The following is a 26,886-nucleotide window of genomic DNA, read 5'->3' as shown; positions in this document are numbered from 1 at the left end:
TATAAGAATTAAATCAATAAATCGCAATAATTTTAATTTCCCAACAAATTAAAAAACATCCAGAAATTTAGTATAAAAATTATAGTTTATTCAAACAAAACAATAAGTTGGATTTTTAAACCCTTAAATTAACCATCAGCATAGACATTAAAAACTGTCCCAGACAGTTAATATATCTGTCCTGATTAATTTTTATGAGGATGTTTTTTTAGCGGTTTGGGGGAGTGTTACAAACATAAAAAAGAGGAACTATTTCATCGAAATAATTCCTCTTTCTGATTCTAAATCAAGCTATAAATCCTGTTTAGAACCTCCAATTGTAGAATACGTCAATCGCACGTTCTAAAGACTGGCTCGCTTCCAGATATAAACGTCGGTTCATCTGATAACGCAAGGTCAATTTATTCACTGGGGTAAATACACCAATACCATAACGAATAAACAAATCTGGCGTGATATAACCTGTCAGACTTACTTGTGTATCATCCCCCGTACCCTGTGCATCCAATGCCAAACCGCTTAGACCAAAGGTTCGACCAATCTGGTTGGTCAAAGCACGCGTACCCCCCAAGCCCATACTAATACCCGCAGCAGCAATGGTATTATTCACGTCAGACTTAAAGCCTTCGGTATTGCTTAAACCACTGTTACCTTCATTAATACGGCCTGTGAGTAAGGCATTCAATGCTTCCTGTTCCGACAATCCCGCATCGTTATAAATTTGAATATTCGGTACAGTGGCAGTACCCGTGACGCGTACCCCGACCATACTACCTTGAACAGGTTTATTTGCATCAATATCTAGGGTTGGATTCGCCAATGGTCCATTAAAACGTGCAATCGCTCGGTTCAAATCAAGACTTTGACCATAGGCTTCGATCTTCACTTTTTGACTTACACCGATCGCACCATTGGCACGCATTGCCGTTTCCAAACCGCGTTGCGATAAGTGCAAACGACCAACCAATGGAATGGTACTTTCAAAACCTTGGAAAATGACTTGATTGCCTAAAGTCACGGTCATATCGGCACGAATATCCCAAGGCTTTGCTGCTTTTAACGTCGCAAGCAAATCCTGACCTTGTTGAACCACACGAACATCAGGTGACAAGTTCACTACGGTTGCAGAACTTTCAGGCATTGAAATTCGAGCGCGCGGTATATCAATTGTGCCTTTCAAACTTAACCGTTGATTAAATGGATAGACATCTAATGTCAGGTCAGGTTCTACAATCGCCGTGATCATTGGTGCTTGACGCACCAATAGGTTGTCACCTTTCAACGTCAGATTTAAATGTGGATCATTTTTCCAATCAAAATTACCTTTTAAGCGTCCAACACCCTGACCACTATTAAAAGCACCATCAATACTTGCAGATTGCTGGCGTATAGAGGAATACAACTGAATATTACTAAGGTTGACAGGCAAAGAGATCATCGAAATTGCACCATTTTTCAAGCGCATTTCACCGACGAACTCTGGTTGCGTCAAGGTACCATTCATCTTACCTGCCAAAGCCAAGGTACCAGACATTGAACGTACATCTTTAATAAAGGGTTTAAAGACTTTTAGTTGCACATCATCAAATGCAACTTCACCACGCATTGGCATATTGGCCTGATATGGATTAATAATCACATTGGCATAACCTGTACCAATATCAGGTGTCTTCATATCAACACGTAACAGTAAGCCTTCGCTGATGCTTTTTGCGATTACACTTAATTCGTCATAGGTTACCGTCGTTGCAGGATCTTGTGGATCGTCCGCAGCCAATCCAATTTCACCTTTGCGCGTTACCAATCGTGCATCGAGTTTAGGATGACTACCTTGAGCCCAAGATGCTTTAGCATAGCCATTGAGTTGACCTGTTACGGCCAAGCCCTCCGGCATGAATGCAGTAAAGTCTTTTAAATCTAGATTTTTAGTAATAAATGAAAAGCTACCTTTTTCCTTACTAATCCGTGCAGCTTGATCTAGACATAATTGGCTATTTGCACTTTGCCAGCAATGCTGACCAACATATAGCTCTTGTTGCGCTGTTGTGTAAATAATTGGAGCATTCTGGTTCTGTACCAAATTGATATTGTGAGATTTAAAGCTACCTTTCTGAATCAACCCCAACCAATCATTTTTTGGATTAAAACCACCAGCAAGTTGTACATAAAAATTAGATTGGCGGTTTTTACTTTCAATCTTTAATAGATGTGCTTTACGCGTTCCAGCCAAATTCAAAGTTGCATGTTCAATTTCACGATTACCATTACGTAACTGATCTAATGTTGCAGTAAGTTGTGTTGGTGTAGTTTCAGAGGTAGGCAATTCACCTTGTACTTTTAGCGAACGAATCGTCACTAGATCATTAAAAGCAAAGTTATCAACCACCATATTTGCTGTAGCTTTCAAGCGAGGTTTCGACTGTACATTTAAACTGCCATAAGCACGCCCACGCAACCCTGGATAAAGCTCATACAATGCAGGTGCATTCAATTTAATAGCTAAATTTTGTGCATTACCAGTTGCTTGAAGTTGGTTCTGTGCATAAGCAAGGAATAAATCATTGGCTTCAAATTGTTGTGGTAAGAATCCTTCTTGATTTGAATCCAGCAGCAAGCTTAGATTTCCACGACCTCGAATTGGCTTGTTATTGATAAAACCTGCGGCATTGAGCTCACGAATATCAATACGTTTCAGCTTATCTGACCAAACACCAAGTGTTTTAACTCGCCCAGAAACTTCACCTTTGACACTTGAAACAAAATATTGTGGTTTAAAACGGACTAATGAGGCGTCAATATCCCAACCCAATTTATCTTTGAGATTGACCGCACCCGTCGCATAAATCTTTCCTGCAACACCATCATGATTAAGTTCATTGATCTTGATGTAATCAGGCGTACCTGCAACCTTAATCTTTAATACACCATTGCCTTGATTCAAAGCATTCAGAGAACCATTATAATCAACAGCAAAGCTTTTAAAGCCGCCACCAGCTTTCTCATCATGGAAAATCAGTGCTGCAGTACTTTTGCCTTTTAGGGCGATCGTTTCTGTTTTATTTTCTTGTGGCAATTGCCCTGTTAAATCAATCTGTTCAAGCTGAATAATTTGTTGATTCGGCTTGGCAAATCCAGTGGCTTTAATCTCACCATTCAATAAGTTAATCGGTGCAGCCGCAGTAACAGTTTGCGGATTAAAATTCTGTGCTTTGAGCTGAGCTTGCCATGAAAGCTGCTGCTTCTCGGTTGGCAGCTTAACTTTGGCCTGACCTGACAAACTGCCTTTTTCCGCTTCATAACGGAAGTTTTCCACATCTAATAGATCACCCTTTACATCCAAACGCGCATCATATTTTCCTGTTGGTAATAACGCTTGTTCATGCGGGCGAATCGTTGTGGTGAGGTAAATGTCTTGCTGACCTTCTTTTAATGTCAGGTTGGTATGACCTTCTTCACTGCTGAGCCAGCCAATATATGGCATGGCACGGTCAATCCCTTTCCATGAAACATCCAACAACATCGGTTGTGCTTTATTGTCTTTTTCTTCTGCTTGATTCAGCTTAACCGCCCAAGTTTCAAATTTGTCAAACGCAAGTTGTGCGTTCAGCACCAAACCTTTTTCCATTGAACCTGTTGAGCTCAAGCTCGCATCCAAATTTGGCGGTAAGAAATCTTGTGCAATTTGCGGAACAGTTTTGTCTTTCAGGTCCAAGCGATCCAAACGCCCTTTAACATCCCAAGAGACATGATCATGCCAATTGACAAAACCCAGTAAGCTCACTGCACCGCCCATCAACTGGCCATTAAATTCACGAATATTCAATTGATGAGTTAAATCAGTATCCATCAGCGCAGTATATTGCCCCTCTGGCACTTGTTCGCCTTTTAAATCTGTATTCAAACTTAAAGCTAATTTTTGGATATCGCCATTAAATTTTGCCACACCATCTTTGGCAAAAAGTTTCTGATCTTTCAACAAAGGTAAATGGTAATTCTTAAAAAACAACTCACCGTTCATTGGCACATGATCACGTACAGGATGTACAACCGCCCAAGCAGTCAATAAATCAGGAGTGCGTGTTGCAATACCAACTTTCAACGTATCTAAAGAGCCTCTGGCAGCAACTTTAATGACATCAATATCGAGGCTTTTAAGTGATGGAATGATCAGGTCAGCTGTGGCATTAAGTGGATATTTACCACTAAAATCCATTTCTCCTGTTGCCTTATTTACTGCCAAAAACTCCATTTTCATGCGTGAATCTTTGAACTTTAATTTGGTTTCAGACCACAAAGCATCTTTAAGATAAATATCGCTAAAATCGACTTTAGATGTGGTGGTTTGAAGTTCTAAATGATCCAGGCTCGCTTCATCAACCCGCAATACAAAAGGAAGTTTGATCGGGTCAAATCCAAATGGTTTGCCTGAAGGTGGCTTCTTATCGAGAATTTTTAGATTACGAACATCAGCATGGCTAAGATGCACTTCTTTTTTAAGGATGGCTCGCCAGCCCAGAGACACATCGGCACGATCCAAAGAAACATCAATTCCTTCTAATCTCACCAAGACATTTTTTAAGATAATACCTGAGATCAGATTACCACTTTCATATTCATATTTAATGGTTTTCTGGCTTTGAAGTACACGATCTAATAGGAAACGGCTACCCTTGTCCGTTGACATCATCACAGCTAGAGAACTGATCAATAATAAAAGAATGATCAGTACAATCAGCAGAATATTTCGTAGAATACGCCGCTGTTGTCTTGGTTCAGTTGGAGGGGTAAGTTGCTGCTCTACTTCCGTCATAATCAACCCGAAATTGTTTTGCCCTGATCAAGTACAGAGCTAAAAAAGTTTTTAAAGCTGTGGACCAATAAAGAAATGTAATCGAATTGGATTATTATCATTCGAAATACCTGATGCGATATCTAATCGAATTGGTCCAATTGGAGATCTCCAGCGGATACCAACACCGACACTGTATTCTGTTGGGTTGCTAAATTGTTTGTCATAAGCATTACCAAAGTCTGAGAACACAGCAGCACGCCAGCCATCTTTAAATTGATAGTTATATTCTAAGGAACCAACCCCTAAGGCTTGCCCACCCAATTTATAGCCATTTTCTTCTGGTGATAAACTCTTATAGTCGAAACCACGTAAAGATTGATCACCACCCGTAAAGAAACGTAAGTTATAAGGCACTTTATTAAAATCATCTGTAAAGATATAGCTGGCATCACCGCGCCCAACGAATTGATGATTGTCATTTTCACCCAATGAATAAATAAAACGCCAGCCCGCACTTACAATTGCCATATTGGCATCTGAGAGTAAAGACTCAGTCCCCAATTCCACTTTATAAGTCTGTTTGAATCCGCGCGTTGGGTTTAAACGGGTGTTGGTATTGGTTTTTGATGCTTCATAACCTAACAGCAAAGATTCTTGCTCAGAATCAATTCCTGAAACTTTGAATGCATCAGGCAATTTATCGACATCCACATCACCTTTTTTGGTCAAGCGATCTAAGCGATAACGTAAACCAAAGGTATGTTGCCAGTCCCCCAGTGGATTTTTAATCACACGCTCACCGCCCAGTACAGCAGATTCGACCAATAGGTTTACATCTGGACCAATGTCATCACGAGTTTCGCGCTCATAACCACCAACAAGGTTAAAGTAATCATTTAATGGATGTTTATACGGAATACTGTAACGACCATCAATCGATTGACGGATTTCTGAAACCTCGACGTTGGCATCGAAAGAATGACCATATTTATTGACGATGGCCCGACGATACTGAGTACGAATACGCGCACCAGTATCTGTACCGTAACCAATACCAGTTTCAAGGCTATTTAAACGATCGGCATTCAGCGTCACCACAACAGGAATTTTGCGTTCTGCTCGTGCTTGTTCTTCGAGCTTCTGACGTTCTTCATCGTCATCATCATGTGCAGGCGGCATCGGCATTGAACGAGCCAATGCATAAGGTTGTGCAGGTTCAGCACCAGAGAACTGTGATTCATCTACAACATCCTGTGTTACTTCTTGTGCCGAAGTGATTTTTGCACGGGCAAGATCTGCTTTTTGTTGACTATTCATCAATTGTGATTCTTGCACACGTTGCTGATCAACCAAAGCTTGTAAGTCAGGTGGTAAATCCAACGGTGGTTGAATGGCATCCGGTTTGATCGTATCAACCAAGGTATAGTTAAAATAACGGGTATTGGTTAAGTTATTTGCCAAAGCATTGACACGCCAGAAGGCATAATCATCGCCCTCTTTCCAAGGTGCCAAGCTATCTAGGACCTTCTGTGTAAGTGGCAATGGCTTGCTCGGATCACTCATCCGATACTCAACTTTCTTTAATTTATATCGCTCGCCTGTTTCATAATTTAAATTAATTTCAGCAGTTTTTTCTGGTTGTGTGATTTTGACATCATGTAATCGCCAAAATGCATCGAAATAACCGTTATCCGAAGCCACCGTGGTAATTTTGGTTTTGGTTGCTTCATAAGCGCCATGATTAAAAATATCGCCGACATCTTGCTCTGGAATTAATCGAATCACTTGGAATTGCGGGGTATTGGCACCTGCCCCAGTGAATTCAATATTTTGTTCTTTAATCTTAACGGGTTCATTTGGTACTACAATGACTTTCACTTTGCTTTCACTTTCTTTCACAAAAGTATAAGTGGCATTGTAATAACCTACTGCCTGTGCCGCCTGATTGGTCAAAGCACGCAATTGCGGTAAGGCAACATTAAAATCTTCAAAGGATTCTTGAGTGAAGCTAGATAGTTTGGCTTTGATATTCAGTGCCAAAATCGCAGGTGCGCCAGTCACATCTGCAGAAATACGCGGAATTTTATCCGTACTGAGTAAATTATCTGGACGGAAACGATTCACTATTCGTTTAAAGAATCCAACCTTTTCCTGCGGTTGATCAGACTTAGGCTGCAAATCAGCTAATGTTTTACCAGTTTCATTGGCCTCAACCACAATCTTACTATCCGCTTGAATCTCACCCATTAACTGGTCAATATTCAGCGGTGCTTGCTTGATTTCAGTCAGCTCAGTCTGTGATGCGTCGGCAATAATTGGTGCTGGATTCTTTGCAGTATTCTCACGATACGCTTGCGCTTCGTTCTTTGCATCTTCTGCAACACGGAAAATTTCATTTGCCATACCTTGATCCACAGGAATCACAGGCAAATTTTCTAAATTGTCATCCAACTGAATCGGTTTCAATTCGTTAATTTGATTAGTGGATTGTTGTTGTTCTTTTAACGCAGCCAAACTGTCTTGCCCTGGCAATACCCCTTGATCTGCAAGATTGATTGCTGGAACTGTTGGCGCGGCCGCTACAACCGCCAATTCGATCGGCTGTTCGGTCTGTTCAACTGCTTGATTTTCAGGCATAGTTAAATTTTGCTCTTGAGCATAAACACCTGATATGCAAGAACTAATTAAAAAACCACTACAAATAAGTTTAGGAAAACCCTGCATTTTAAAAATTAAATGCATAGAATGAACCAGTGTCGACTGTTTAAACTTCGTTTTAGATGGCATGTAAAACTCTAAATTTGTTTTTTAATTTATCGTTTTTGATGGGTGAAATAACTTCAAATCTTTGATTTTTCATCCAATCAGACCTTGGTATCATACATGCATTTCATCACCTTTTTACAGTTCGTCACATTTTTTTATAAATCACAATGAAGTGAACACACGATGAAACAAGACGAGCACTTAATGACATCACGTCGGTTCGCCCCGATGTTTTTCACTCAGTTCTTTGGCGCACTTAATGATAATGTTTATAAGCAAGCGCTGCTTTTAGTTATTACCTATGGGTGGATTCAACAACAAAGTGCCCCTGTCAGTACCTTAAATAATTTAGCTGCTTTATTATTCATATTGCCCTACTTCTTTTTCTCAGCGACTGCTGGTCAAATTGCCGACAAGTACGAACGATCACAGTTGATTCGCTTTATTAAAATATTAGAAATCGTGATCATGTTGATTGGTACCGCTGGCTTCCTACTTGGAAATTTATGGTTACTCTTGTTCGCCTTATTTTTAATGGGAACCCATTCAACCTGCTTTGGCCCGATCAAATACGCCATTCTGCCTGAGATTTTAAAACCACAAGAGTTAATGTCAGGCAATGCGCTGTTCCAATCTGGCACCTCCATTGCGATTTTGCTGGGGATGATTCTAGGTGGTGCTGTGATTGCTTCTTCTGAAGGCAATCTGTTATGGATCAGTGTCACCGTTGTGGTGATCGCATGCTTAGGCTATTTATGTAGCCGTTTTATTCTGCCACAGAAAGTTGCAGCACCCGATTTAAAAATTGATTGGAACTTCATTCGTACCAGTTTTCAAACCATCAAATATGCAAAAAGCATCCCCGTTGTATTTGTAATTCTGTTAGGTAACTCTTGGTATTGGTTTTATGGCGCAACCTACTTAACCCAAATTCCACAACTGACACAACAAAATCTACATGCTTCCGAAAATGTGGTAAGCCTGTTGCTTACCTTTTTCTCGGTCGGGATTGGTGTTGGCTCTTTACTTTGCCGAAAAATTGGTGGGTCAGATATTAATATCAAGATGGTGCCTTATGGCGCAATTGGTTTAACCGTTTTTGCGCTATATCTGGCAGCAAGTCTAGCCTTTGTGCCTGAACGTACAGGTGAGTTACTCAGCTTAAAAGATATGTTTACACTCGGTGCCGTCTATTATCATGTGATGTTGGCAGTGACTTTGCTGGGCATTAGCGGTGGATTCTATATTGTGCCACTCTATGCCATGATGCAGGCCTATTCACCACGCTCACACCGAGCGCGTGTTGTCGCAGCAAATAACATTTTAAATGCTGTATTTATGGTCTCTTCCGCAGTTTTTTCAATTTTAATCTTAAGCATTTTAAAAATTGATATTAAAATATTATTTACCATTACCGCAGTTTTAAGTGCAATTTTTTCATTTTGGTTATTAAAACGCCTAAAACCTTTATTGGAAAATGCTCCCAATACTTTAGAGGATTAATCTATGCGTCATTACACAGGTCTCGATAAAATGATTCATTCGTTTGATCAAGCCTTACGTAGTTTGGTACCAGGTGCAACCAGTGCACAACGGACGAATCCTGCCAATGATGAACCTTCACAACTTTGCGTCAGTGATGCCCGTCATGTTGCAGGTTTGATGCGAGTTAATCATAGTGGTGAAGTCTGTGCTCAAGCGCTTTATCATGGTCAGGCACTCACTGCAAAATTACCGCATGTCCGTGAAGAAATGCAGCAAGCGGCGATTGAAGAGCAAGACCATTTGGCGTGGTGCGAAGATCGTTTAAAAGAACTAGATAGCCACACCAGTGTATTAAATCCAATTTGGTATGGCCTATCTTATGGTATGGGTGCGATTGCAGGGATTGCAGGCGATAAATATAGTCTAGGTTTTGTCGCAGAAACTGAACGTCAAGTTAGCCAACACTTACAGGAACACATTCAACAACTTCCTGCACATGATGAACGTTCACGTAAAATTTTAGTCCAGATGAATGAAGATGAATTGCATCATCGTGATACCGCCTTAGAAGCAGGTGGTGTAGACTTACCTGCGCCTGTACGGATTACAATGACTGCCATTTCAAAACTCATGACTAAAACCAGTTATTATCTTTAAGTTATCCAAGGGAATTATTGCGAGGTAATTCCCTTTTGTTTTAACAGATACAATCAAAAATTAACGAAAGATAATTTTGCCTTTATCAGTTGAATAACGGTCACTCCAAAAGCTTTGCGACTGCTTATCTAAATCAGTAAAAATCGTGTAGTCGATTTTACCCTGTCTAAAACTCAACTGATCATTCTTCTTTACTGCAATAACACGCGTGTCATTCACCCAAACCCGCTGCTGCTGATCAATTTTAATCAAAGCCAATGTTGAACCATCTGATCTTTCTGCAATCCACTGTGGTTGTTGTGTCGATATACTCGAACTAGGTACTTCTACCGTTTGCTCGACAAATCCCGCCTGGCTATTTTCCTCTTTGCTTTTCGTTATATCACAGCCCTGTGCTTCACTGACTTGGGTGCAACCTGATTGTTCTAATTGTTGTCGATATTTGGCATCAATTGCATAGGCTGAGTTCATGCTGCCACAGAGGATAATCCCTACAGCAATAAGTAACTTGGCTTGCATAAATAATTCCTTCATTATTCGCTTGTTATCTATTTAAACATCCTTGTATACAGGCGTATGTAACTCAAGTGTGTTCGTCGCAAACAAAAAATCCATGGACGCAGCCATGGATTTTTAAATCATCACTCAAGCATCACTGCTTAATACAAACCATGTTCGGCCTTAAAGCGTTCTAGATTTCGAACAGCTTGATGGTAACGTGACTGTACCCAACTACTATTGATGCGCAAATCATATAAACGTTTTTGATAATCATCCCGAACTTTACTTGAAAGGTCTTTACGTTCCAGCTCTTTCAAATAACGGTTCATATCATTTTGAGAACGATCAAACTCTGAATCTGCTTGATAATATTCATTGGCAACTTGATAGTAGCTGCGCAAGGATTCACGTTTTTCGATTGGGCAAACCCGAATATCACCACGACCTTCGAGCGCTTCACTAAATATAATTTCTGGTCGGCAATAATAGCCTAGACCTTTTTGATACCCTTGCTCATATAACTTTTGATTGGGCACAATATTGGCTTTTTGACAGGAAGAATAGTATTTATCTAAACGGGATTCATGCCCATCGGAGCCATCTCTTTCACCCACATTAAACCAATTTGCTGTTTTGCATTGCTCGACACTCATCGCCGCACAACCCGAAAGTAAAACCGTTAAAGTCGATAAAATTAAAATAAGTTTCATAAAAAACTTCCTATTATTATAGTGTTACCTCATTAAAGTATTACATTGTAATGACAGGATAATGCATGCTTTGAAGATAGGCTAAATCTGCGTGCTGCCATAAATCATATAGAGGAATTTTTACATCCAAAGCCAATGGTAACTTTTTTGGATTAAATTGCATATGATCTAAAGTTTCACCCCATGCGATGACATCAATATCCAAACTGATATGGTGTGATGGACGAACTCGACCAGATTGCATTTCTAATTGTTTAAGGATTTCCGTCACTTCATCGACACAAAGGCGACTCTTTAATAGGCAGGCAGAATTCCAATAATCAGCCCCGATCCCATCCCGACATGGAATTTCATAAATCGGAGAAAATTCCACTGCGCCCAAACTTGAGAGCTGTTCATAAGCAAAAGTGAAATTTTGTTGTTGCTGGACATTACTCGCCAGTGCGAGCGCAAAAATTGTTTCTGTTGCGTTCAAGGCGAATTCCTACTGCATTGGCTTGTGCAATGATGGCGGGTTTGCGAATGGTGATACTGATCGATTCGATCGAGGGGAAAGTCGTAAATAGACATTCAAGTACCAATTGAGCAGCGTGCTCAATCAGTTTCGGTTTCGCCTCTTGTATGACTTGAGCTGCAAGCTCGCAGATTTGCGCATAGTTTAGCGTATCTTCTAGCTCATCCGAGTGTGCAGCTTGTGATAGATCATTATGAATGGTGAGATCTAGCATTAAAGGTTGAATAATCTGGCGTTCCCAATTGAAACAGCCAACCACAGTATCAACCTTCAATCCTTCAATTATAATGGCATCCATAATGACCTAATGAACCGATAAATAAATTAATGCTTTAAAAACGAAGCAGGTTCAATATTGTGAACCATTTTTAAACGTTGGTCAGCATAAATATCGATATATGGTGCGAGAACACGCATGAAACGATCAAAATATAGCATTTGCTTGAATAACAAAGCGAAGTCACGCGGGAATTTGATACCGTGACGCTCGCCTACAGCTACCATGTCCATCATGATGTCATTCAAATCTGCTGGATTGGAACTGAGAATTTCTTGTGGATCTGCCAATAACACACCACTAAATAAACGCTCTAAATCATCAGCCAATACTTGGGTATCAATTTTCTGATGGGTCATACCCATTTTCAGCATGTTTTCAGCCATTGCGTTGTAATTGGTATGCTGTAAAGCATCCATAAACGCCATACATGCTGTCCATACTTCAGGGTTTAACTGCCCAACAATACCGAAATCAATAAAACCAATACGCCCATCTTCAAGTAACATCAGATTACCTGCATGTAAATCCGCATGGAAACTCTTACATAGCATTAAGCTGCCAAACCAAGTATTCATCGCAGTAATCAAGACTTGCGTCGGGTCTTTAGCGTATTGTTTCACCACATCAAAGTCAGTCAATGACACACCATATAAACGCTGCATCGTGAGCACACGGCGAGTCGAAAACTGGTGATAAACTTTTGGCGCAGTTGCAGCTTGGTTACCAGACACATTTAAGTACTGGATAAAATCATCCAAATTCTGAGCTTCTTCAATAAAATCAACTTCACGTACCATACGTGTTTTGATCTCATCTACAATTTCAGAAAGCGACGCAAACTTGATTTTTGGCACAGCTTTTTCTAAAAGTTTTGTCGCCCAATGCACCACATTTAAGTCGGTATATAAAATGGTTTCTACACCAGGTTTTTGAACCTTTAATACCACATCTTCGCCCGTGACTAATCGAGCAGCATGGACTTGTGCAATTGAGGCGGAAGCCAAAGGTTTTTCGTCAATAAAACTGAAAATTTCATTGAGATTGCGACCTTCGAACTCTTCTGCCAATACTTTTTGAATATAGCTAAACGGTAAAGTAGGCGTTTGATCTAAACAGCCTTGGAATTCCTGAACATATTCACGTGGGAATAAAGACGGCGTACTGGCAATAAATTGTCCCAGTTTGATATAAGTCGAGCCAAGCGACTCAAAGGTCTCACGCATAAGTTTGGCGTTGCTTGGTTTTTCAGTTGCATATTTCACACCTGCTTGTGCTGCAACCACCACTGTTTCACCAATACGTGCAACAGATCGTAATCCATCGAATAAAATATTTCTTTTCATAATCTTTCTTGCCTCACAGATGGCATTAGTTTAGCAAATTTTGCTCAATTTACCGATCAAGTTGCCTGACAAACTGGACAATTTACATCTTTTTCAAATTTAAGAATGCGTTGCGATAAATTCAAACCATTCCAAAGCAACAGTTTTTGCTTGAGTGGCATCAGACCAAGCCCTAAAAACAGCAAAGTGTGATGTGCTTGTAATGACGCTATCATTACAGGCGTAGTTGCCAATACACCTGACTCTGCACAGCGTAGGCCTTCATTGGCATGCTCTTCTTTTGGAAAGAGGCATTCATAACAAGCTGAATCCGATTCCACCATAAACATCTGCCCTTCAAAACCGATGGCTGAAGCACTGATGAGTGGTACTTGATGCTTTTTACACACCGCATTGACCAGATAACGGGTGGTAAAATTATCACAGCCATCTAAGACTACATCTTGATGCTGTACGAGTTCATCAGCATTCGTTTCATCGAATCGTATATTTTGATAGCTGACCTGTATATGTGGATTAATGTCTTGTAGATGTTTTGCCAAAATTTCGGCTTTATATCGACCTAAATCATTTGCTGTAAATGCGATTTGTCTTTGAAGATTACTTATCTCAATAGTATCAGCATCAACAATGGAAATTTTCCCCACACCTGCGCGTGCTAGTAGCTCAGCACTGGTACAGCCAATTCCCCCTGCACCGATAATCAGTACATTGGCAAGTTTGAGTTTTTCTTGTGCTTCGATATCCCAACCATCTAATAAAATCTGACGACTATAGAGATGCATTTCCTCATTGCTTAGCTCAAATTCGTTTTCTAAATGGTCTGACACGTGACTTGCTTCTTTATCATCAAGGGTAATGCTGATTTTAAGTCGATGTAGGATTTGAGGAAAGTAATAAATTGGAACGAACACTATTTTCTTTTGACAAAAAGCTATTTTTACCCCAATATTTTTCTTACTCCTTAACAGCTTAATAAAATCAATAAGTTACTATATCAGTTAAAAACTTTGGGTATTTATGCCTTTTTGATTTTAACTTTATGTTTTAGCTTATATTATTTTCATTATTTTATAGTTCATGACGGCATACATCACATAAATTAATGTTCTAACTGGAGATAAGATTTAAATCGAAAACCACGATGTATCAAAGCATTTAAAGAAATAGGAAATCGAAATCTGGCAGTTTGTAATACTTGAAGAACCCATGTTTTTTCAGCTAAAAATTCAAATAAGATCTTATCATCACATATCCTCGGGCCAGTAAAGATATCTGTCTGATAAGCTAACCCTATCCATAATGACTCCAACAATATATTTTTATCCAGATCGACTAACGCCAAAGTTAAAGTTTCCTCAAAGATACAATCATGGCTAAGGAAAAGAAGATAGCAGTGAGAATATACACATACCACACCTTCTAACACTTTACCCTCAACCATAACCCCTGTCTTTTTCCCCTTAATCATCACTTCAGACTGAGGCGAACACTTATCTGTCATATCTTGGATCGATTCTAAACCAATATAATCAGCCACATACATATTCAACTTTGCCTAATAAAATGATTACCGATTATATTTCCATCTATTACTTTGACTCTACTTCCGATCATGCATCATTTCATAAGACTGCGCTCTTAATAAATCTTCTTTAGTCCCAAAGGATTGATTACGTAACTGACTAATCGATTGCTGCTTACTGGCATCACTCGCATCACTTTTTAAAATTTGGTCACGTTCAGCCAAATATCCATTCACCTGCGTTTGCCATCCTGCTTCTTCTTGATCAACCTTTTCCAAACGATCAGCTGCATCGGGCCCTAATAAACTTTCACGCATATTGCGAAGCTCTTGTGCAGAACCGCCCTTTTCCCGTACCTCTTGCGTCAGTTGCTGCAATTCAGCAAATTGCATCGAAACCCGAACACCATCAGCCAAAGTTGTTGGAAGTTGATCAATCAATTTCGCCAACTCAGCCGCCTTTTGCTGAGCGGTTAGGGTTTTATTGGCATGGATACGCATTTGATCGATATTAAACTGGTTCAAATTACGTTCATTGCCAAATAAAGCATTGATCTCAGCGGCATTAAAAAACTGCTGTTGTACTTTGTACATCTGCTCAACCACTTTTTGATAACCATCAATATCACCCGTTTTAAAATTACCCGTCGGTTTTATATTTTTTAAAGCGTGCGTATAGGCAACATATTGATCTAGCAGATAACTGGCATAACTTGAAGCCGTGTCAGGTAAAGTCGCACTGAGATACTGTCGAATATCGGCAATCAATTCTGTTTCTGTTTTTTCACCTAAACTAGAAAAGAAATAATCAAAACAGCTGCGAATACCAACCGTTAAAATCAATTTACCATTGGCATCAACCTGAATCGGGCAGTCAATTTCGGTGCCTCGCAATGAAGATGCCAATTCAGGCATTTTGCCTTTTTGATTATTTTGCTGACTTGCCTCTAAGCCATTTTCTGAAACCTGTGATTGAGCTTGCTGATTCGGCGCATGCTGGCTATTTTGAGCATCGGGTTTAAATATCCAATAGATTAAAGCCAATAAGAGCAATAAACATGCGATTAAAACTATACTGATGGTTTTATTATTCAAAAATTTACCGTTCATCATCCCTTGCTCTATTTATCATTCTTTCTTTGTTTGAACCGTTAAGAACTAAAGGAGCAACGGATTGCCCCTTTAGCAAATGAATTATAAACCTTGATTTTTTAAACGATTTGCTTGAGTACGATATGGTGTCACTGGGTTTTGTAAGAATCCGACTAAACCAAGGATCTGATTCACTTCATCCAAATGGTTAAATGCATAATTGTCACGAATCACGGTGCCCAAATGACTTGAACAACGTGGCACCAAGCCATCATTTTCACCAGAAATCAGTAAAGAAGTTGCTGTTAATGCATAATCCATTGGATCTAAAGCATTGGTAAATGGACTGGTTCCACTCCATGAATAATAACGCACACCATTGACCAGTTCTGTTCCTGAACCACATGCTGTGGTTGGTACACCTGCTGGGAAGCGTTGGTTAAAGTTAGCTGAACCACTGGTGGTTAATGAATTTAAGCCCGCCAGTGCATCTTGATCATAATAATGCCCTGAACCAATACCCACCAATGAGAAGAAGGCATTTACCCCTGCTGCGATCACGGGTGCGAGTACTGGACCCACAGGTGACTTAACCACTGAGTCAACCACATCTGCAACATCTGAACCTTTGGTTGGACCACCCACTGCTGTGACTGACGCAACTTTGTTAGGCAACAAACTTGCGACATAACGAACCGATTGAGAGCCATGACTATGGCCAATTAAGTTAATTTTCTCCGCACCTGTAATTGCCAATACTTGCTTCGCCTGTAGCAACAATTGCTCGCCGCGTACCTCCGATGAATTAAAAGAAGCTTGCTGTGCAACGAAGACATTCGCACCATTACCCACCAAGTCCTCGGTAATGCCATTCCAATATTGCAAAGGACCAACAGCAGAGAAGCCTGCCATCCCGTGCGCAAGTAGAATTGGATACTTAGTTTTTGCATAGCTTGATGTAACACTGGTGCTACCGCCGACTGAACAAGAGTTCACATTACAGTTTTGCCATGATGCCTTTGGTGCAAAAAAATCGAACAAACCTGCATGTACCACAGATCCACTACTCACCAACATGCCCGCCATTAGCGCCATGACATTTAAATATTTTTTCTTCACGTTTTGCTCCTAGCATTTTTCATTTTTATTACAACGATTTAGTCTTTTTCTTCGTATCTGGAATCATTCCGAGCATACAAACGACTGGCAAAAATTATACTCCTTCGAAATATTGTGTGATTTTTAGACTAAAACAAACTGTGCCAAAATCATAACAATTCGTGCCAAAATTACGCTGGATTGAAAAAATTCCGATGAATGCACATTTTCAAATCCATCACTCTGCTTTAATTTCAGAATGAATTGGATCAGCTTTAAAATGGAATTTACTTCGCACTATGAGTATTCCCCGTCTTCATAATCAGCATTTTATTAGCAGCTCTTATGCACATCTACTGAGTGAGGTGGTATCACAATGGAATATTTCAGCTGAAACCTTATTTTGGGGCACTGGTGTTGAGATCGAAAAACTATCTGATCTCAATGATAAAATTAGCCTGAATGCCTTTAAAAAAGTAATTGCCCGAACCATTGAGTTAACACAAGAACAAGGCATCGGTTTTTATGCAGGTACGCAGTTAAAGATTAGTTCACACGGCTTACTCGGTTTTACCGTTGCCATTTCAAAAAATGCTTTAGAAGCCATTGAAACTATTAATCAATTTGTCAGCTTGCAATGTTCATTTGTCGAACTAAATTTTAAAGTTGAAAATGAGCTCGCCTATTACAGTATCGCTTATGATCGTTCCTTGCTGAATTTTAATGATGAATCAGACACACAAGCCTACGAATTTAGCTGTATTTTCTTTCTGACTGGTTTTGTACATTTAGTCCGTTTCTTTATTCCAGATTTCAAACCAAGTGTTGATCTACAATGTAAATATCCAGCGTATTTTTCTCGTTTTACGGAGATATTGACATCGACTTTTGCAGACATACGTTATGAACAGCCTTATACCCGCTTAATTGCCGCTGCAACTTTTCTAGATGCACCACTCAGTATGGCCGATCCACTCACCGCAGAAAAATTTAAATTACTGTGCCAAAAAGAATTGGATGAACTGCTTGCGACTCAGGATATTTTACAACGGGTTAAATATCTAATTGATGATAAAACAGAAGGCTTACTGAGTATTGATCAAGTTGCTCAAAAGCTAAACCTGACCAAAAGAACTTTACAACGGATGTTGCAAGAAAAAATGATCAGCTTTCAAATGCTGTACGATGAAGTCCGAAAGGAAAAAGCCAAGAAACTGATGCTGAATCCATTTATGACCAAAGATGAGCTGGCTAAAAAGCTGGGGTATTCCTCTCTTTCAAGTTTTAATCGTGCCTATAAACGTTGGGAAATTGAATAAAATTTTAGGGAAGTTTATGTAACAATGGAGCGATGTCTCAACCTTGTGGATGTTATATGAGTCACCCAGAAATTACCGCTGTTGAACTATCCAAAGCCTATCGCCTGCTCAATCATGGTCCGACAGTTTTGGTTTCTGCTCAGTATGGGCAAGAACGCAATGTCATGGCCGCAGCTTGGGCATGTGCTTTAGAATTAACACCTGCAAAGGTCACTGTGGTCTTGGATAAAAGTACCAAGACTCGCCAATTGGTTGAGCAAAGTGGCTATTTTGCCTTACAAATTCCCTGCTATGCGCAAATTGATATGGTGCATCAGCTCGGAACTATCAGTCAGTTTGATCAACCGAATAAATTAGAAGATTGTGAAACTGAATTGTTTTACCAAGATGATTTTCCTGTCCCACTGGTAGCAGGTAGTCTGGCTTGGCTGATCTGTAAAGTGATTCCAGAACTACACAATCAACAAGCGCATGATCTATTTATCGGCTCGGTGGTGGGTGCTTGGGCTGATTCACGGGTATTTCGTGATGGGCATTGGCACTTTCAAGAAACCAGTAAAGCGTTGCGTAGTCTGCATTATATTGCAGGCGGTACATTTTATCTGATTGGTGATGAAGTTAAGGCCAAATAGTCTTTGCTATAAGGCAAGGCCAAACCAGCTTTGCCTGTTTTTATTGATCATTGATTTTCATCAATTCACGATACATAAGATCTAAAAATTGCTGCTGTTCTTGGTCATTTTTAAAGTAACGTTGATAAAGAACACTACAGCTTTGCACATCAGCAATATTGGCTTTATTAAATGACCAATCCTTTCGATCTATGATGCTGATACCTAGATCATCATCACAGCTCTGCCATAGCTGAGAAAATCTGGTTCGTTTATCTGCATCTAGTTTTTTAAAATCGGCATGTACAGAATAGCCGCGCATAGCTGAATTAAAAAACTGCGAAATCATGGTGACTGGCACACCACCCCAATCGATACTTTGACCAATGGGCAATCGAATATCGGTCAGTTTATTTTCTAACATAATCTGGTCTTGTTTGCCTTTTTTGAAGTACTGTTCCTTATAGACCAAGGTCGTTCCAGCTGGAACATGAATTTTTTTAACCAACATCGGTTGCTGTGTCACATAGTAGGGATAATTCGGTCTTGAATTGCCACCCGTCGGGTTCATATTGCCCACACAGCCTGCTAAAGACACAGTCATTGCAGCAGATAAAAAATCATTGCTTTCATCGTTGTTATTATCATCCAAATAAGTATTCTTGTTCGACCTTAAAGCGAAATCGATTCGGAAACAATATTAAATACCAAAGTAAAAAACCGTTGTGAGATCCACAACGGTTTTTTAATCAAACCAGAGCTTAATGTCCGAATCAAAATAAAACTTATTTCGCTGCCATACGAATTGCACCATCCAAACGGATCACCTCACCATTCAAATAAGAGTTTTCAGCAATATGCGCCACTAAACGCGCGAACTCTTCTGGGCGACCTAAACGTGATGGATAAGGTACCATTTGTCCTAAGGCATCTTGTACATTTTGAGGCAAGCCTTTCAACATTGGGGTTTCCATAATCCCTGGAGCAATGGTCATGACACGAATACCATGCCGTGCTAACTCACGTGCAATCGGTAAAGTCATCGCCACCACAGCACCTTTTGATGCTGAATAAGCCGCTTGTCCAATCTGACCATCAAAGGCAGCCACTGACGCTGTATTTACAATCACGCCTCGATCTTCATCGCCTTCAGCAACAGTATTTTTGCTCATGGCCTCCGCTGCGAAACGCAACATATTGAATGTACCTGTCACGTTGATGTGCAAGGTTTTAGAGAACATCGCCAAATCATGTACGCCTTCTTTACCGACGACTTTTGCAGATGGGCCAATGCCGGCACAGTTGATCAAACCATAAACGCTGCCATGTTTCGCCAATACATCTTTAAAAAACTGTTCTGCTGCCGCTTCATCGGTCACATCCAGTTTTACAAATTCTGCTGCTGCACCCAAGGTCTGCGCTTGTTGTTCGCCAGCGTCGATATTCATATCGACGAGTGTCACAGAAGCACCTTTTTCAACTAAATATTCTGCTGTTGCTGCACCTAGGCCCGAACCGCCACCTGTAATAACAAAATGTTTTCCCTGAATTTTCATTTACGTTTCCTATCAAATTAAAGATATAAATTTTTATAACTAAGCCTAAAGGCAAGTATTTTCCGATACAATTTCAAAAAGTAGCAAATTTGCTGCGGCTTTTGAGCATTCGATTTCATTCTTCTCCTGTATTTTATTGATATATGAACAAAAACCTCAACCTCGATCTTAATTCGGCTAAGGACACTATTTCAAATGCTTTAATTCGTGAAGCATTAAGTGTTGCTGCAAGTCGTGGGTTGAATATTGTCAATATCGCCAATCGTGCAGGTATTTCAGCAGAGCTCTTAACCTCCTCCAAGGCGCGAGTGCCTGTGACCCAATGTGCTCAGTTATGGGTCGAGCTTGCTGAAAGTATGAATGATGAGTTTCTCGGTATGGACACTCATCCCATGCGCCGAGGCAGTTATAGCCTATTAGCCAAATTAGCGTTTAATGCCGAAACGCTGGAGCAAGCCATCCAAGAAATTTTAAAATTTTTAAGTTTGGTGCTGGATGATATTCGGGGTGAATTGATTCAAAAAGGCAGTAAGGCCTATCTGATCTTGCATGATCGTGAGCACCCAAAACGGATGTTTACCTATTCAACCTATTTAATGTTGGTGCATAGTTTGATGTGTTGGTTGAGTGATCAGCGCATTGGCTTTCATAAAATGAGTTTTAGATGCCACCCGCCTGTGGAAATACAAGATTATCGGGTGCGTTTTTGCGAGAACATTCAATTTAATGCCGAGCAAAACCAAATCGAGTTTGACGCGCATTATCTCAAGCATAAAATCAAAAAAGATAAACAAGCACTCAAAGATTTTCTCAAACACACGCCTTATAACCTGATTGTACGCTTTAAAAATGAGAACTCGTTAAGCTTGCAAATCCGCCGTCAACTGCTGCTACAGCCACCATCACAATGGGACGAGCTGAAAGAGATTGCACAGCAATTGAATATGTCGACTGCCACCATTCAACGCCGCCTAAAGCAAGAAGGCGTCAGTTATCAGCAGCTTAAAAATGATATTCGCTGTGATATTGCCATTGAACGACTGAGTAAAAGTAATGATTCAATCCAGAACATCAGTGATGATTTGCATTTCCATGATCCCAGTGCTTTCCATCGTGCCTTTAAAAAATGGACGGGTGTCAGTCCCGGCAGCTACAGAAAGTCTTCACCCAATAAAAAGAAACGCTTGGGGCATTTAGAATAATCGAAGGAATAAGCTATGTATTTACCTGAAATATTTGAAGAAACAGATCTTGAAAAATTATACCAACTGATTCAGGACTACCCTTTTGCCACGCTAATAAGTCATAGTTCTGAAGGCTTAGAAGCCAATCATTTACCCTTTCATTTACTACGTGATGAGCACAGCCACGCAGCGACGCTGATTGCACATATTGCCAAGAATAATCCGCTACATACTCAAATTGAAAATGGTGCAACAGTTTTAATTATTTTTCAGGGTGAACAAGGTTATATCTCACCGAATTGGTATCCAAGCAAGCAACAACACCATCGACATGTACCCACATGGAACTATCAAGTGGTTCACGTCAAAGGAAGCATCAATTTCTTACATGATGAAAAAGCACTACGCGGCATCTTGGCCAGACTGACACGTACCCATGAAGCCAAACAAGCAACGCCTTGGAAAATGTCGGATGCACCAGACGAATATATTGCTCAGGAATTGCAAGGCATTGTCGGGATCGAAATTCCAATCTCACAGATCACAGGAAAGTTTAAACTCAGCCAAAATCGGGAAAAGCCAGATGCTTTGGGCGTGGTGGATGGACTGCAACTACAAGGTGAAAGCCGTTTAGCCAATGCAGTACAACACTATATTGAGGATTAAGCCTGCTTTTGTCCTAAGCTGACACGATCATTACCACCATAATCCTGAATGGTTTTAATCTGGCTAAAGCCATGCTGCTCAAAAATATCTCGTACTGCTTGACCTTGGTCATAACCATGTTCAAGCACAATCCAGCCGTTCGGTTTAAGCCAGTCTTTACCTTGGGTGATGATAATCTCAATATCTGCCATACCCTGCTTATCTGCGATCAATGCACGCTCAGGCTCCGACTTGAGCTTTTGCATATGCACATCGTCAGGATCAATATAAGGCGGATTAGATACAATCAGATCAAACTGTTGCTGTTCTAAAGCCGAAAACCAAGCACCACAAGCAAACTTGACCTGCATGAGACCATGTCGCACGGCATTGTCCTGAGCCACCTCTAAAGTTGGTGCATAGATATCAGTTGCAGTCACTTGCCAGTGTGGACGCTCGCTCGCAAGTGCCAAAGCAATCGCCCCCGTTCCCGTGCCTAGATCGACAATGTTGGCCTGTTGATCAATTGGAAGCTTTAATACTGTTTCGACAAGGATTTCAGTATCGGGACGTGGCACTAAAGTATCATGGGTGACTTTTAAATCGAGTGTCCAGAAAGGTTGTGAACCAGTGACATAGGCCAAAGGTTCACCTTGTTCGATACGAGCCAGCCCATCTAAATAAGCTTGCTCTTGTATTTCTGTTAGTTCTTGCTCAAGTCTTAATTTAAGTTCTAAGGCATTAATCCCCAAAAGATGCTCGAGTAACCATGCCGCCTCTTGACGTTCATAGCTATCTATTTCGCCTTTGATTTCTAATGCTTGAGCAATATTCATTAGCCGCCATTTTCCTGTGCAAGCATCGCCAACTGATCTGCTTGATATTCGCGATGCAAACTATCTAACAGTTCCGTTAAATCGCCTTCCATAATCGCATCCAACTTATATAAAGTCAGGTTAATACGATGATCGGTCATACGACCTTGCGGGTAGTTATAAGTACGAATACGCTCTGAACGGTCACCTGAACCAACGAGGTCACGGCGCATTTCTGAGGTTGCTGCATCAGCAGCCGCACGTTTTGCATTTTCTAAACGTGAGACTAACAAAGCCATCGCTTTGGCTTTGTTCTTATGCTGTGAACGCTCTTCCTGACATTCCACTACCACACCCGATGGAATATGGGTAATACGCACCGCTGAATCGGTTTTGTTAATGTGCTGACCACCCGCACCAGATGCACGATAGGTATCAATACGCAAATCGGCTGGATTGATTTCTACTGTGGTATCCACATCAACTTCTGGCAGAATCGCAACGGTACAAGCCGAAGTATGTACACGGCCTTGTGATTCAGTCGCAGGAACACGTTGTACACGATGTGCACCACTCTCAAATTTCAAACGACCATAAACACCTTCGCCATCAATACGGCAAATGATTTCTTTGTAGCCGCCGTGCTCGCCTTCATTTTCAGAAAGCACTTCAATACGCCAGCCTTGTGTTTCTGCGTATTTGCTATACATACGGAATAAATCACCCGAGAAGATCGCAGCTTCATCACCGCCTGTACCCGCACGCACCTCAAGATAGGCCGCGTTGGCATCATTTGGATCTTTCGGAATCATCAATACATTCAATTGCTCTTCAAGTGCAACCAAAAGTGCTTTGTTTTCTTTAATTTCTTCTTCTGCCATATCTTTGAAATCAGGATCCGACTTCATCATTTCAGCAGTTTCGATATCTTCTTCAGCTTGACGATATTTGCTCCAAACCTCAGTGATTTCAGTTAAATCATTGTGTTCACGAGACAGTTTACGAAAACGTTTATTGTCCGAAATTACTTCTACATCAGCGAGTAATGCAGTCAGCTCTTCATGACGATCACAAAGTTGATCGAGTCTTAAACGGAGTGATGCTTTCATGGGCGGAATATCTCAAAATCTAAAGACTCAGTGCCAATGAAGCACGAGCAAAATCAAAAAATTGCGCATAGTTTACAGACTCTACTGCTTAAAAGACATAGAGAATCAGGGGAACTTACTATTCCTCACCCATTTCATCACAAATTGTTCAGTTTTAGTTTTCATAGCTTGTTCTCTGATCAAGGCTTATATATAAATAATGAAGGATAAATAGAAAGATAAAACAACAGGATAATCTATGAATAATTTTATAAACCGTCCCACATCAGCCTTTATTGCTGCAAGCTGGGTTGCCTTACTCGCAGGTGGGGCTGGCTTTATGATTGGCTTATGGAATGCCAACATGCCACTACACGAGAAAGGCTATTATTTTGTGATTTTGCTCTACGGCCTTTTCTCTGCTGCATCTTTACAAAAATCGGTCCGTGATCAGCTTGAAGAAATTCCTGTGACTGCCATTTATTACGGATTATGTTGGGCTTCGATGGCGGTGTGTATTGTGCTGCTTTTGATTAGCTTATGGAATGCAGAACTCACCATGAGTGAAAAGGGCTTTTATATTATGTCATTCTTGCTCAGTCTATTTGGCGTGGTTGCCACCCAAAAGAATATTCGTGACATGAACTATCTACGCTTACAAACTGAACTGAATCCTCGTCAACTCAAACTTGAAGAACAAGCTGTAAAAGATGATCAATTAGATTAATTAAAAAATGAATGAAACCTTAAAATAAGGTTTCATTTTTTTGTGCGCTTTTAGACTATCTTATTGTTTAATCAAACTTAACCCTCATTCCTCGTCATTCTCAGCAACAAAACACTACAATCCAGAAACTAAAGAGTAATAATTAAGGAAAGCTTCTCCACACTTTCATATGCAAATTTTGTTACATTTGCTGCCATTAGAAAGAGGTCCGCTATGTTTCGGACACGGAGTCAAAAATGAAATTAAATGCTTGGTTATGTGCTGCTATTTTTGCAAGCTCGTCACTGGTTACGGCTGCTCATGCTGATAATGCAACCCGTGTTGCTGCGACGTCTGCACTTGGTAGTGTTGTAGGTACTGCTATTGGTAAAGAAATGGGTGGAAATAGTGGCGCAATGATTGGCTCTGCACTCGGTGGTGCTGGTGGTGCAGCTGCTGCAAGTAGCAAACGTACCCGTACAGAAGCTGCTATTGGTGGTGGTCTAGGCGGCGTTGGTGGTTATACTGTCGGCAAAAACCTTGGTGGCACTACAGGAGGTTATATTGGTGCTGCAGCAGGTGCAGCGGGTGGTTCTGCTCTAGGCCGTAAAGTCGGTCAAGACCGCGACTATGACAATTACCAGTCTAAAAAATACAAGAAAAAAAGAAAGCATCGTCATCACTAATTCTAAAAAGCACCCTCGGGTGCTTTTTTATGGTCTAGATTTTCCATAAACATCTATAAAATCCTGAGCAAAATGCTAGGTTGAATCCTCGTGCTGAACTTTTTAGAATAATTCCATATTTTTTATATGCCTTTTATGCTGCATTATGAAGACTGAATTACTCTCTCCTGCTGGTTCACTTAAAAATATGCGTTATGCCTTTGCTTATGGTGCCGATGCGGTCTATGCAGGTCAGCCACGTTATAGCTTACGCGTACGCAACAATGAATTTGACCATGACAATTTAAAAATCGGGATTGATGAAGCCCACGCCTTAGGTAAAAAGTTTTATGTGGTGGTCAATATCCAGCCGCATAACAGCAAACTGAAAAATTTTATCCGAGATATTGAACCAATTGTTGCCATGCAACCAGATGCACTGATTATGTCAGACCCTGGTTTGATTATGCTGGTACGTGAGCATTTTCCGGAGATGCAGATTCATCTGTCGGTACAAGCCAATGCAATCAATTGGGCTACTGTAAAATTCTGGAAAGACTATGGTCTAAGTCGCGTGATCTTATCACGAGAACTTTCGCTCGAAGAAATAGAAGAGATTCAAACACAAGTCCCAGACATTGAACTGGAAGTGTTCGTACATGGTGCACTATGTATGGCTTATTCAGGACGTTGCCTATTATCTGGCTATATGAATAAACGTGATGCCAATCAGGGCGCCTGCACCAATGCCTGTCGTTGGGACTATAAAATCCACGCAGCGCAAGAAGATGCCAATGGTGATGTCATTCCTGTTCAGCAGGTTACTACTCAACAGCAATGTTGCGCACAGACATCAAACAGCACAAATATGGCGCAAACTGTTTTGGTGCAGCGTAATGATGAAGACATGTTTGCCGCCGAAGAAGATGAGCATGGCACCTATTTCATGAACTCCAAAGACCTACGTGCAGTACAGCATGTGGATCGTCTGACTCAAATGGGTATTGCTTCTTTAAAGATCGAGGGTCGTACCAAATCTTATTTTTATTGTGCCCGTACTGCACAGATTTACCGCAAAGCCATTGATGATGCATTAGTGGGTAAAGAATTTGATCCTAGCTTGATGACACAACTGGAAGGCTTGGCCAATCGTGGTTATACCGAAGGTTTTTTACGACGCCATGTGCATAGCGATTATCAAAATTATACTGATGGCTCATCACATTTTGACTATCAACAATTTTGTGGTGAAGTCATTGCACGTCATGGCGACTATATTCGGATCGAGGTCAAAAACAGCTTTGTGATTGGCGACTCGCTTGAGTTGATGACGCCCAAAGGCAATATTAACTTTAGATTGGAACAAATGCGTGATCTTAAAGGCAATGCCATTGAAAATGCCAAAGGTTCAGGCCATATCGTCGAAATTCCATTCTCTCCAGAAATCGATATTGAATATGCACTCTTGATTCGCAATCTACCACATGCCACAGCGGAATTACGTTCTGCGGCTCTTGCCTATTCGGCAGATTGA

The 26,886-nt window shown here is 40.6% G+C and carries 24 protein-coding genes; 9 read left to right on the top strand and 15 right to left on the bottom strand.

What is annotated here, in order from left to right:
• Positions 1-304: 304 nt before the first annotated feature.
• A complete protein-coding gene (locus NDN11_RS07605) occupies positions 305-4,810 on the bottom strand; it encodes a translocation/assembly module TamB domain-containing protein (RefSeq protein WP_251111282.1) in 4,506 nt (1,501 codons plus the stop codon).
• 51 nt (positions 4,811-4,861) lie between these two features.
• A complete protein-coding gene (locus NDN11_RS07600; protein ID WP_251111281.1) occupies positions 4,862-7,579 on the bottom strand; it encodes an autotransporter assembly complex protein TamA in 2,718 nt (905 codons plus the stop codon).
• 162 nt (positions 7,580-7,741) lie between these two features.
• Between NDN11_RS07600 and NDN11_RS07595 the strand changes: the two genes are divergently transcribed.
• Positions 7,742-9,061, top strand: a complete 1,320-nt coding sequence (locus tag NDN11_RS07595; RefSeq protein WP_167246622.1) for an MFS transporter — start codon at positions 7,742-7,744, stop codon at positions 9,059-9,061.
• Positions 9,062-9,064: 3 nt separating this feature from the next.
• Entirely contained in the window at positions 9,065-9,700 is a 636-nt protein-coding gene (coq7, locus tag NDN11_RS07590) for a 2-polyprenyl-3-methyl-6-methoxy-1,4-benzoquinone monooxygenase (RefSeq protein WP_167246620.1), read from the top strand.
• Between the two features lie 60 nt (positions 9,701-9,760).
• Here coq7 and NDN11_RS07585 read toward each other — a convergent pair whose 3' ends face one another.
• The 9 genes from NDN11_RS07585 to NDN11_RS07545 form a co-directional block, all read right to left on the bottom strand.
• The gene (locus tag NDN11_RS07585; protein ID WP_251111280.1) at positions 9,761-10,219 is read right to left on the bottom strand and encodes a hypothetical protein; all 459 of its coding nucleotides are present in this window, start codon (positions 10,217-10,219) and stop codon (positions 9,761-9,763) included.
• Between the two features lie 140 nt (positions 10,220-10,359).
• A complete protein-coding gene (locus NDN11_RS07580; RefSeq protein WP_004806464.1) occupies positions 10,360-10,911 on the bottom strand; it encodes a DUF2799 domain-containing protein in 552 nt (183 codons plus the stop codon).
• 40 nt (positions 10,912-10,951) lie between these two features.
• Positions 10,952-11,386: a 2-amino-4-hydroxy-6-hydroxymethyldihydropteridine diphosphokinase gene (locus NDN11_RS07575; RefSeq protein WP_167246616.1), complete on the bottom strand. Its 435-nt coding sequence runs from the start codon at positions 11,384-11,386 to the stop codon at positions 10,952-10,954.
• Positions 11,343-11,723: a dihydroneopterin aldolase gene (gene folB, locus NDN11_RS07570; RefSeq protein WP_167246614.1), complete on the bottom strand. Its 381-nt coding sequence runs from the start codon at positions 11,721-11,723 to the stop codon at positions 11,343-11,345. Before folB ends, NDN11_RS07575 begins: the two co-directional genes overlap by 44 nt.
• Before the next feature lie 26 nt (positions 11,724-11,749).
• Positions 11,750-13,048, bottom strand: a complete 1,299-nt coding sequence (locus tag NDN11_RS07565; RefSeq protein ID WP_251111279.1) for an ABC1 kinase family protein — start codon at positions 13,046-13,048, stop codon at positions 11,750-11,752.
• A 56-nt stretch (positions 13,049-13,104) separates the two neighbouring features.
• A complete protein-coding gene (locus tag NDN11_RS07560) occupies positions 13,105-13,833 on the bottom strand; it encodes a HesA/MoeB/ThiF family protein (protein ID WP_502801371.1) in 729 nt (242 codons plus the stop codon).
• A 317-nt stretch (positions 13,834-14,150) separates the two neighbouring features.
• Positions 14,151-14,594 carry a hypothetical protein gene (locus NDN11_RS07555; protein ID WP_251111277.1) on the bottom strand — a complete coding sequence of 148 codons (444 nt, stop codon included), beginning with the start codon at positions 14,592-14,594 and terminating at the stop codon, positions 14,151-14,153.
• 57 nt (positions 14,595-14,651) lie between these two features.
• Positions 14,652-15,683, bottom strand: a complete 1,032-nt coding sequence (locus NDN11_RS07550) for a lipase secretion chaperone (RefSeq protein WP_251111511.1) — start codon at positions 15,681-15,683, stop codon at positions 14,652-14,654.
• An 84-nt stretch (positions 15,684-15,767) separates the two neighbouring features.
• Entirely contained in the window at positions 15,768-16,784 is a 1,017-nt protein-coding gene (locus tag NDN11_RS07545; RefSeq protein WP_167246610.1) for a lipase family alpha/beta hydrolase, read from the bottom strand.
• A gap of 278 nt (positions 16,785-17,062) precedes the next feature.
• Between NDN11_RS07545 and NDN11_RS07540 the strand changes: the two genes are divergently transcribed.
• Both NDN11_RS07540 and NDN11_RS07535 read left to right on the top strand, forming a co-directional pair.
• Entirely contained in the window at positions 17,063-18,082 is a 1,020-nt protein-coding gene (locus NDN11_RS07540; RefSeq protein ID WP_251111276.1) for a helix-turn-helix domain-containing protein, read from the top strand.
• Positions 18,083-18,138: 56 nt separating this feature from the next.
• Positions 18,139-18,714 carry a flavin reductase family protein gene (locus NDN11_RS07535; RefSeq protein ID WP_251111275.1) on the top strand — a complete coding sequence of 192 codons (576 nt, stop codon included), beginning with the start codon at positions 18,139-18,141 and terminating at the stop codon, positions 18,712-18,714.
• Positions 18,715-18,754: 40 nt separating this feature from the next.
• Here NDN11_RS07535 and NDN11_RS07530 read toward each other — a convergent pair whose 3' ends face one another.
• Together NDN11_RS07530 and NDN11_RS07525 are read right to left on the bottom strand one after the other, a co-directional pair.
• A complete protein-coding gene (locus tag NDN11_RS07530) occupies positions 18,755-19,297 on the bottom strand; it encodes a hypothetical protein (RefSeq protein ID WP_251111510.1) in 543 nt (180 codons plus the stop codon).
• A 181-nt stretch (positions 19,298-19,478) separates the two neighbouring features.
• Complete coding sequence (locus NDN11_RS07525; RefSeq protein WP_251111274.1) at positions 19,479-20,249, bottom strand: 3-hydroxyacyl-CoA dehydrogenase; 771 nt, start codon at positions 20,247-20,249, stop codon at positions 19,479-19,481.
• A gap of 143 nt (positions 20,250-20,392) precedes the next feature.
• Between NDN11_RS07525 and NDN11_RS07520 the strand changes: the two genes are divergently transcribed.
• Entirely contained in the window at positions 20,393-21,451 is a 1,059-nt protein-coding gene (locus tag NDN11_RS07520; RefSeq protein ID WP_167246600.1) for an AraC family transcriptional regulator, read from the top strand.
• A gap of 15 nt (positions 21,452-21,466) precedes the next feature.
• Positions 21,467-22,099, top strand: coding sequence for an FMN-binding negative transcriptional regulator (locus tag NDN11_RS07515; RefSeq protein ID WP_251111273.1), 633 nt, complete (start codon positions 21,467-21,469; stop codon positions 22,097-22,099).
• Here NDN11_RS07515 and prmC read toward each other — a convergent pair.
• Together prmC and prfA are read right to left on the bottom strand one after the other, a co-directional pair.
• On the bottom strand, positions 22,096-22,914 hold the full coding sequence (gene prmC, locus NDN11_RS07510) for a peptide chain release factor N(5)-glutamine methyltransferase (protein WP_167246596.1): 819 nt from the start codon (positions 22,912-22,914) through the stop codon (positions 22,096-22,098). The genes NDN11_RS07515 and prmC overlap by 4 nt on opposite strands.
• Positions 22,914-24,002, bottom strand: a complete 1,089-nt coding sequence (prfA, locus tag NDN11_RS07505) for a peptide chain release factor 1 (protein WP_004653992.1) — start codon at positions 24,000-24,002, stop codon at positions 22,914-22,916. Before prfA ends, prmC begins: the two co-directional genes overlap by 1 nt.
• A 238-nt stretch (positions 24,003-24,240) precedes the next feature.
• Here prfA and yiaA point away from each other — a divergent pair, with 238 nt between their 5' ends.
• The 3 genes from yiaA to trhP all read left to right on the top strand — a co-directional run bounded on the left by yiaA (position 24,241) and on the right by trhP (position 26,886).
• Positions 24,241-24,708, top strand: coding sequence for an inner membrane protein YiaA (yiaA, locus tag NDN11_RS07500; protein ID WP_251111272.1), 468 nt, complete (start codon positions 24,241-24,243; stop codon positions 24,706-24,708).
• Between the two features lie 236 nt (positions 24,709-24,944).
• Positions 24,945-25,373, top strand: a complete 429-nt coding sequence (locus tag NDN11_RS07495) for a hypothetical protein (protein WP_016539803.1) — start codon at positions 24,945-24,947, stop codon at positions 25,371-25,373.
• Between the two features lie 145 nt (positions 25,374-25,518).
• Positions 25,519-26,886: a prephenate-dependent tRNA uridine(34) hydroxylase TrhP gene (trhP, locus tag NDN11_RS07490; protein WP_251111271.1), complete on the top strand. Its 1,368-nt coding sequence runs from the start codon at positions 25,519-25,521 to the stop codon at positions 26,884-26,886.

This window comes from Acinetobacter sp. C26M (assembly GCF_023702675.1).
GTDB lineage: Bacteria > Pseudomonadota > Gammaproteobacteria > Pseudomonadales > Moraxellaceae > Acinetobacter.
This window is presented reverse-complemented; position numbering and strand designations above follow the sequence as displayed.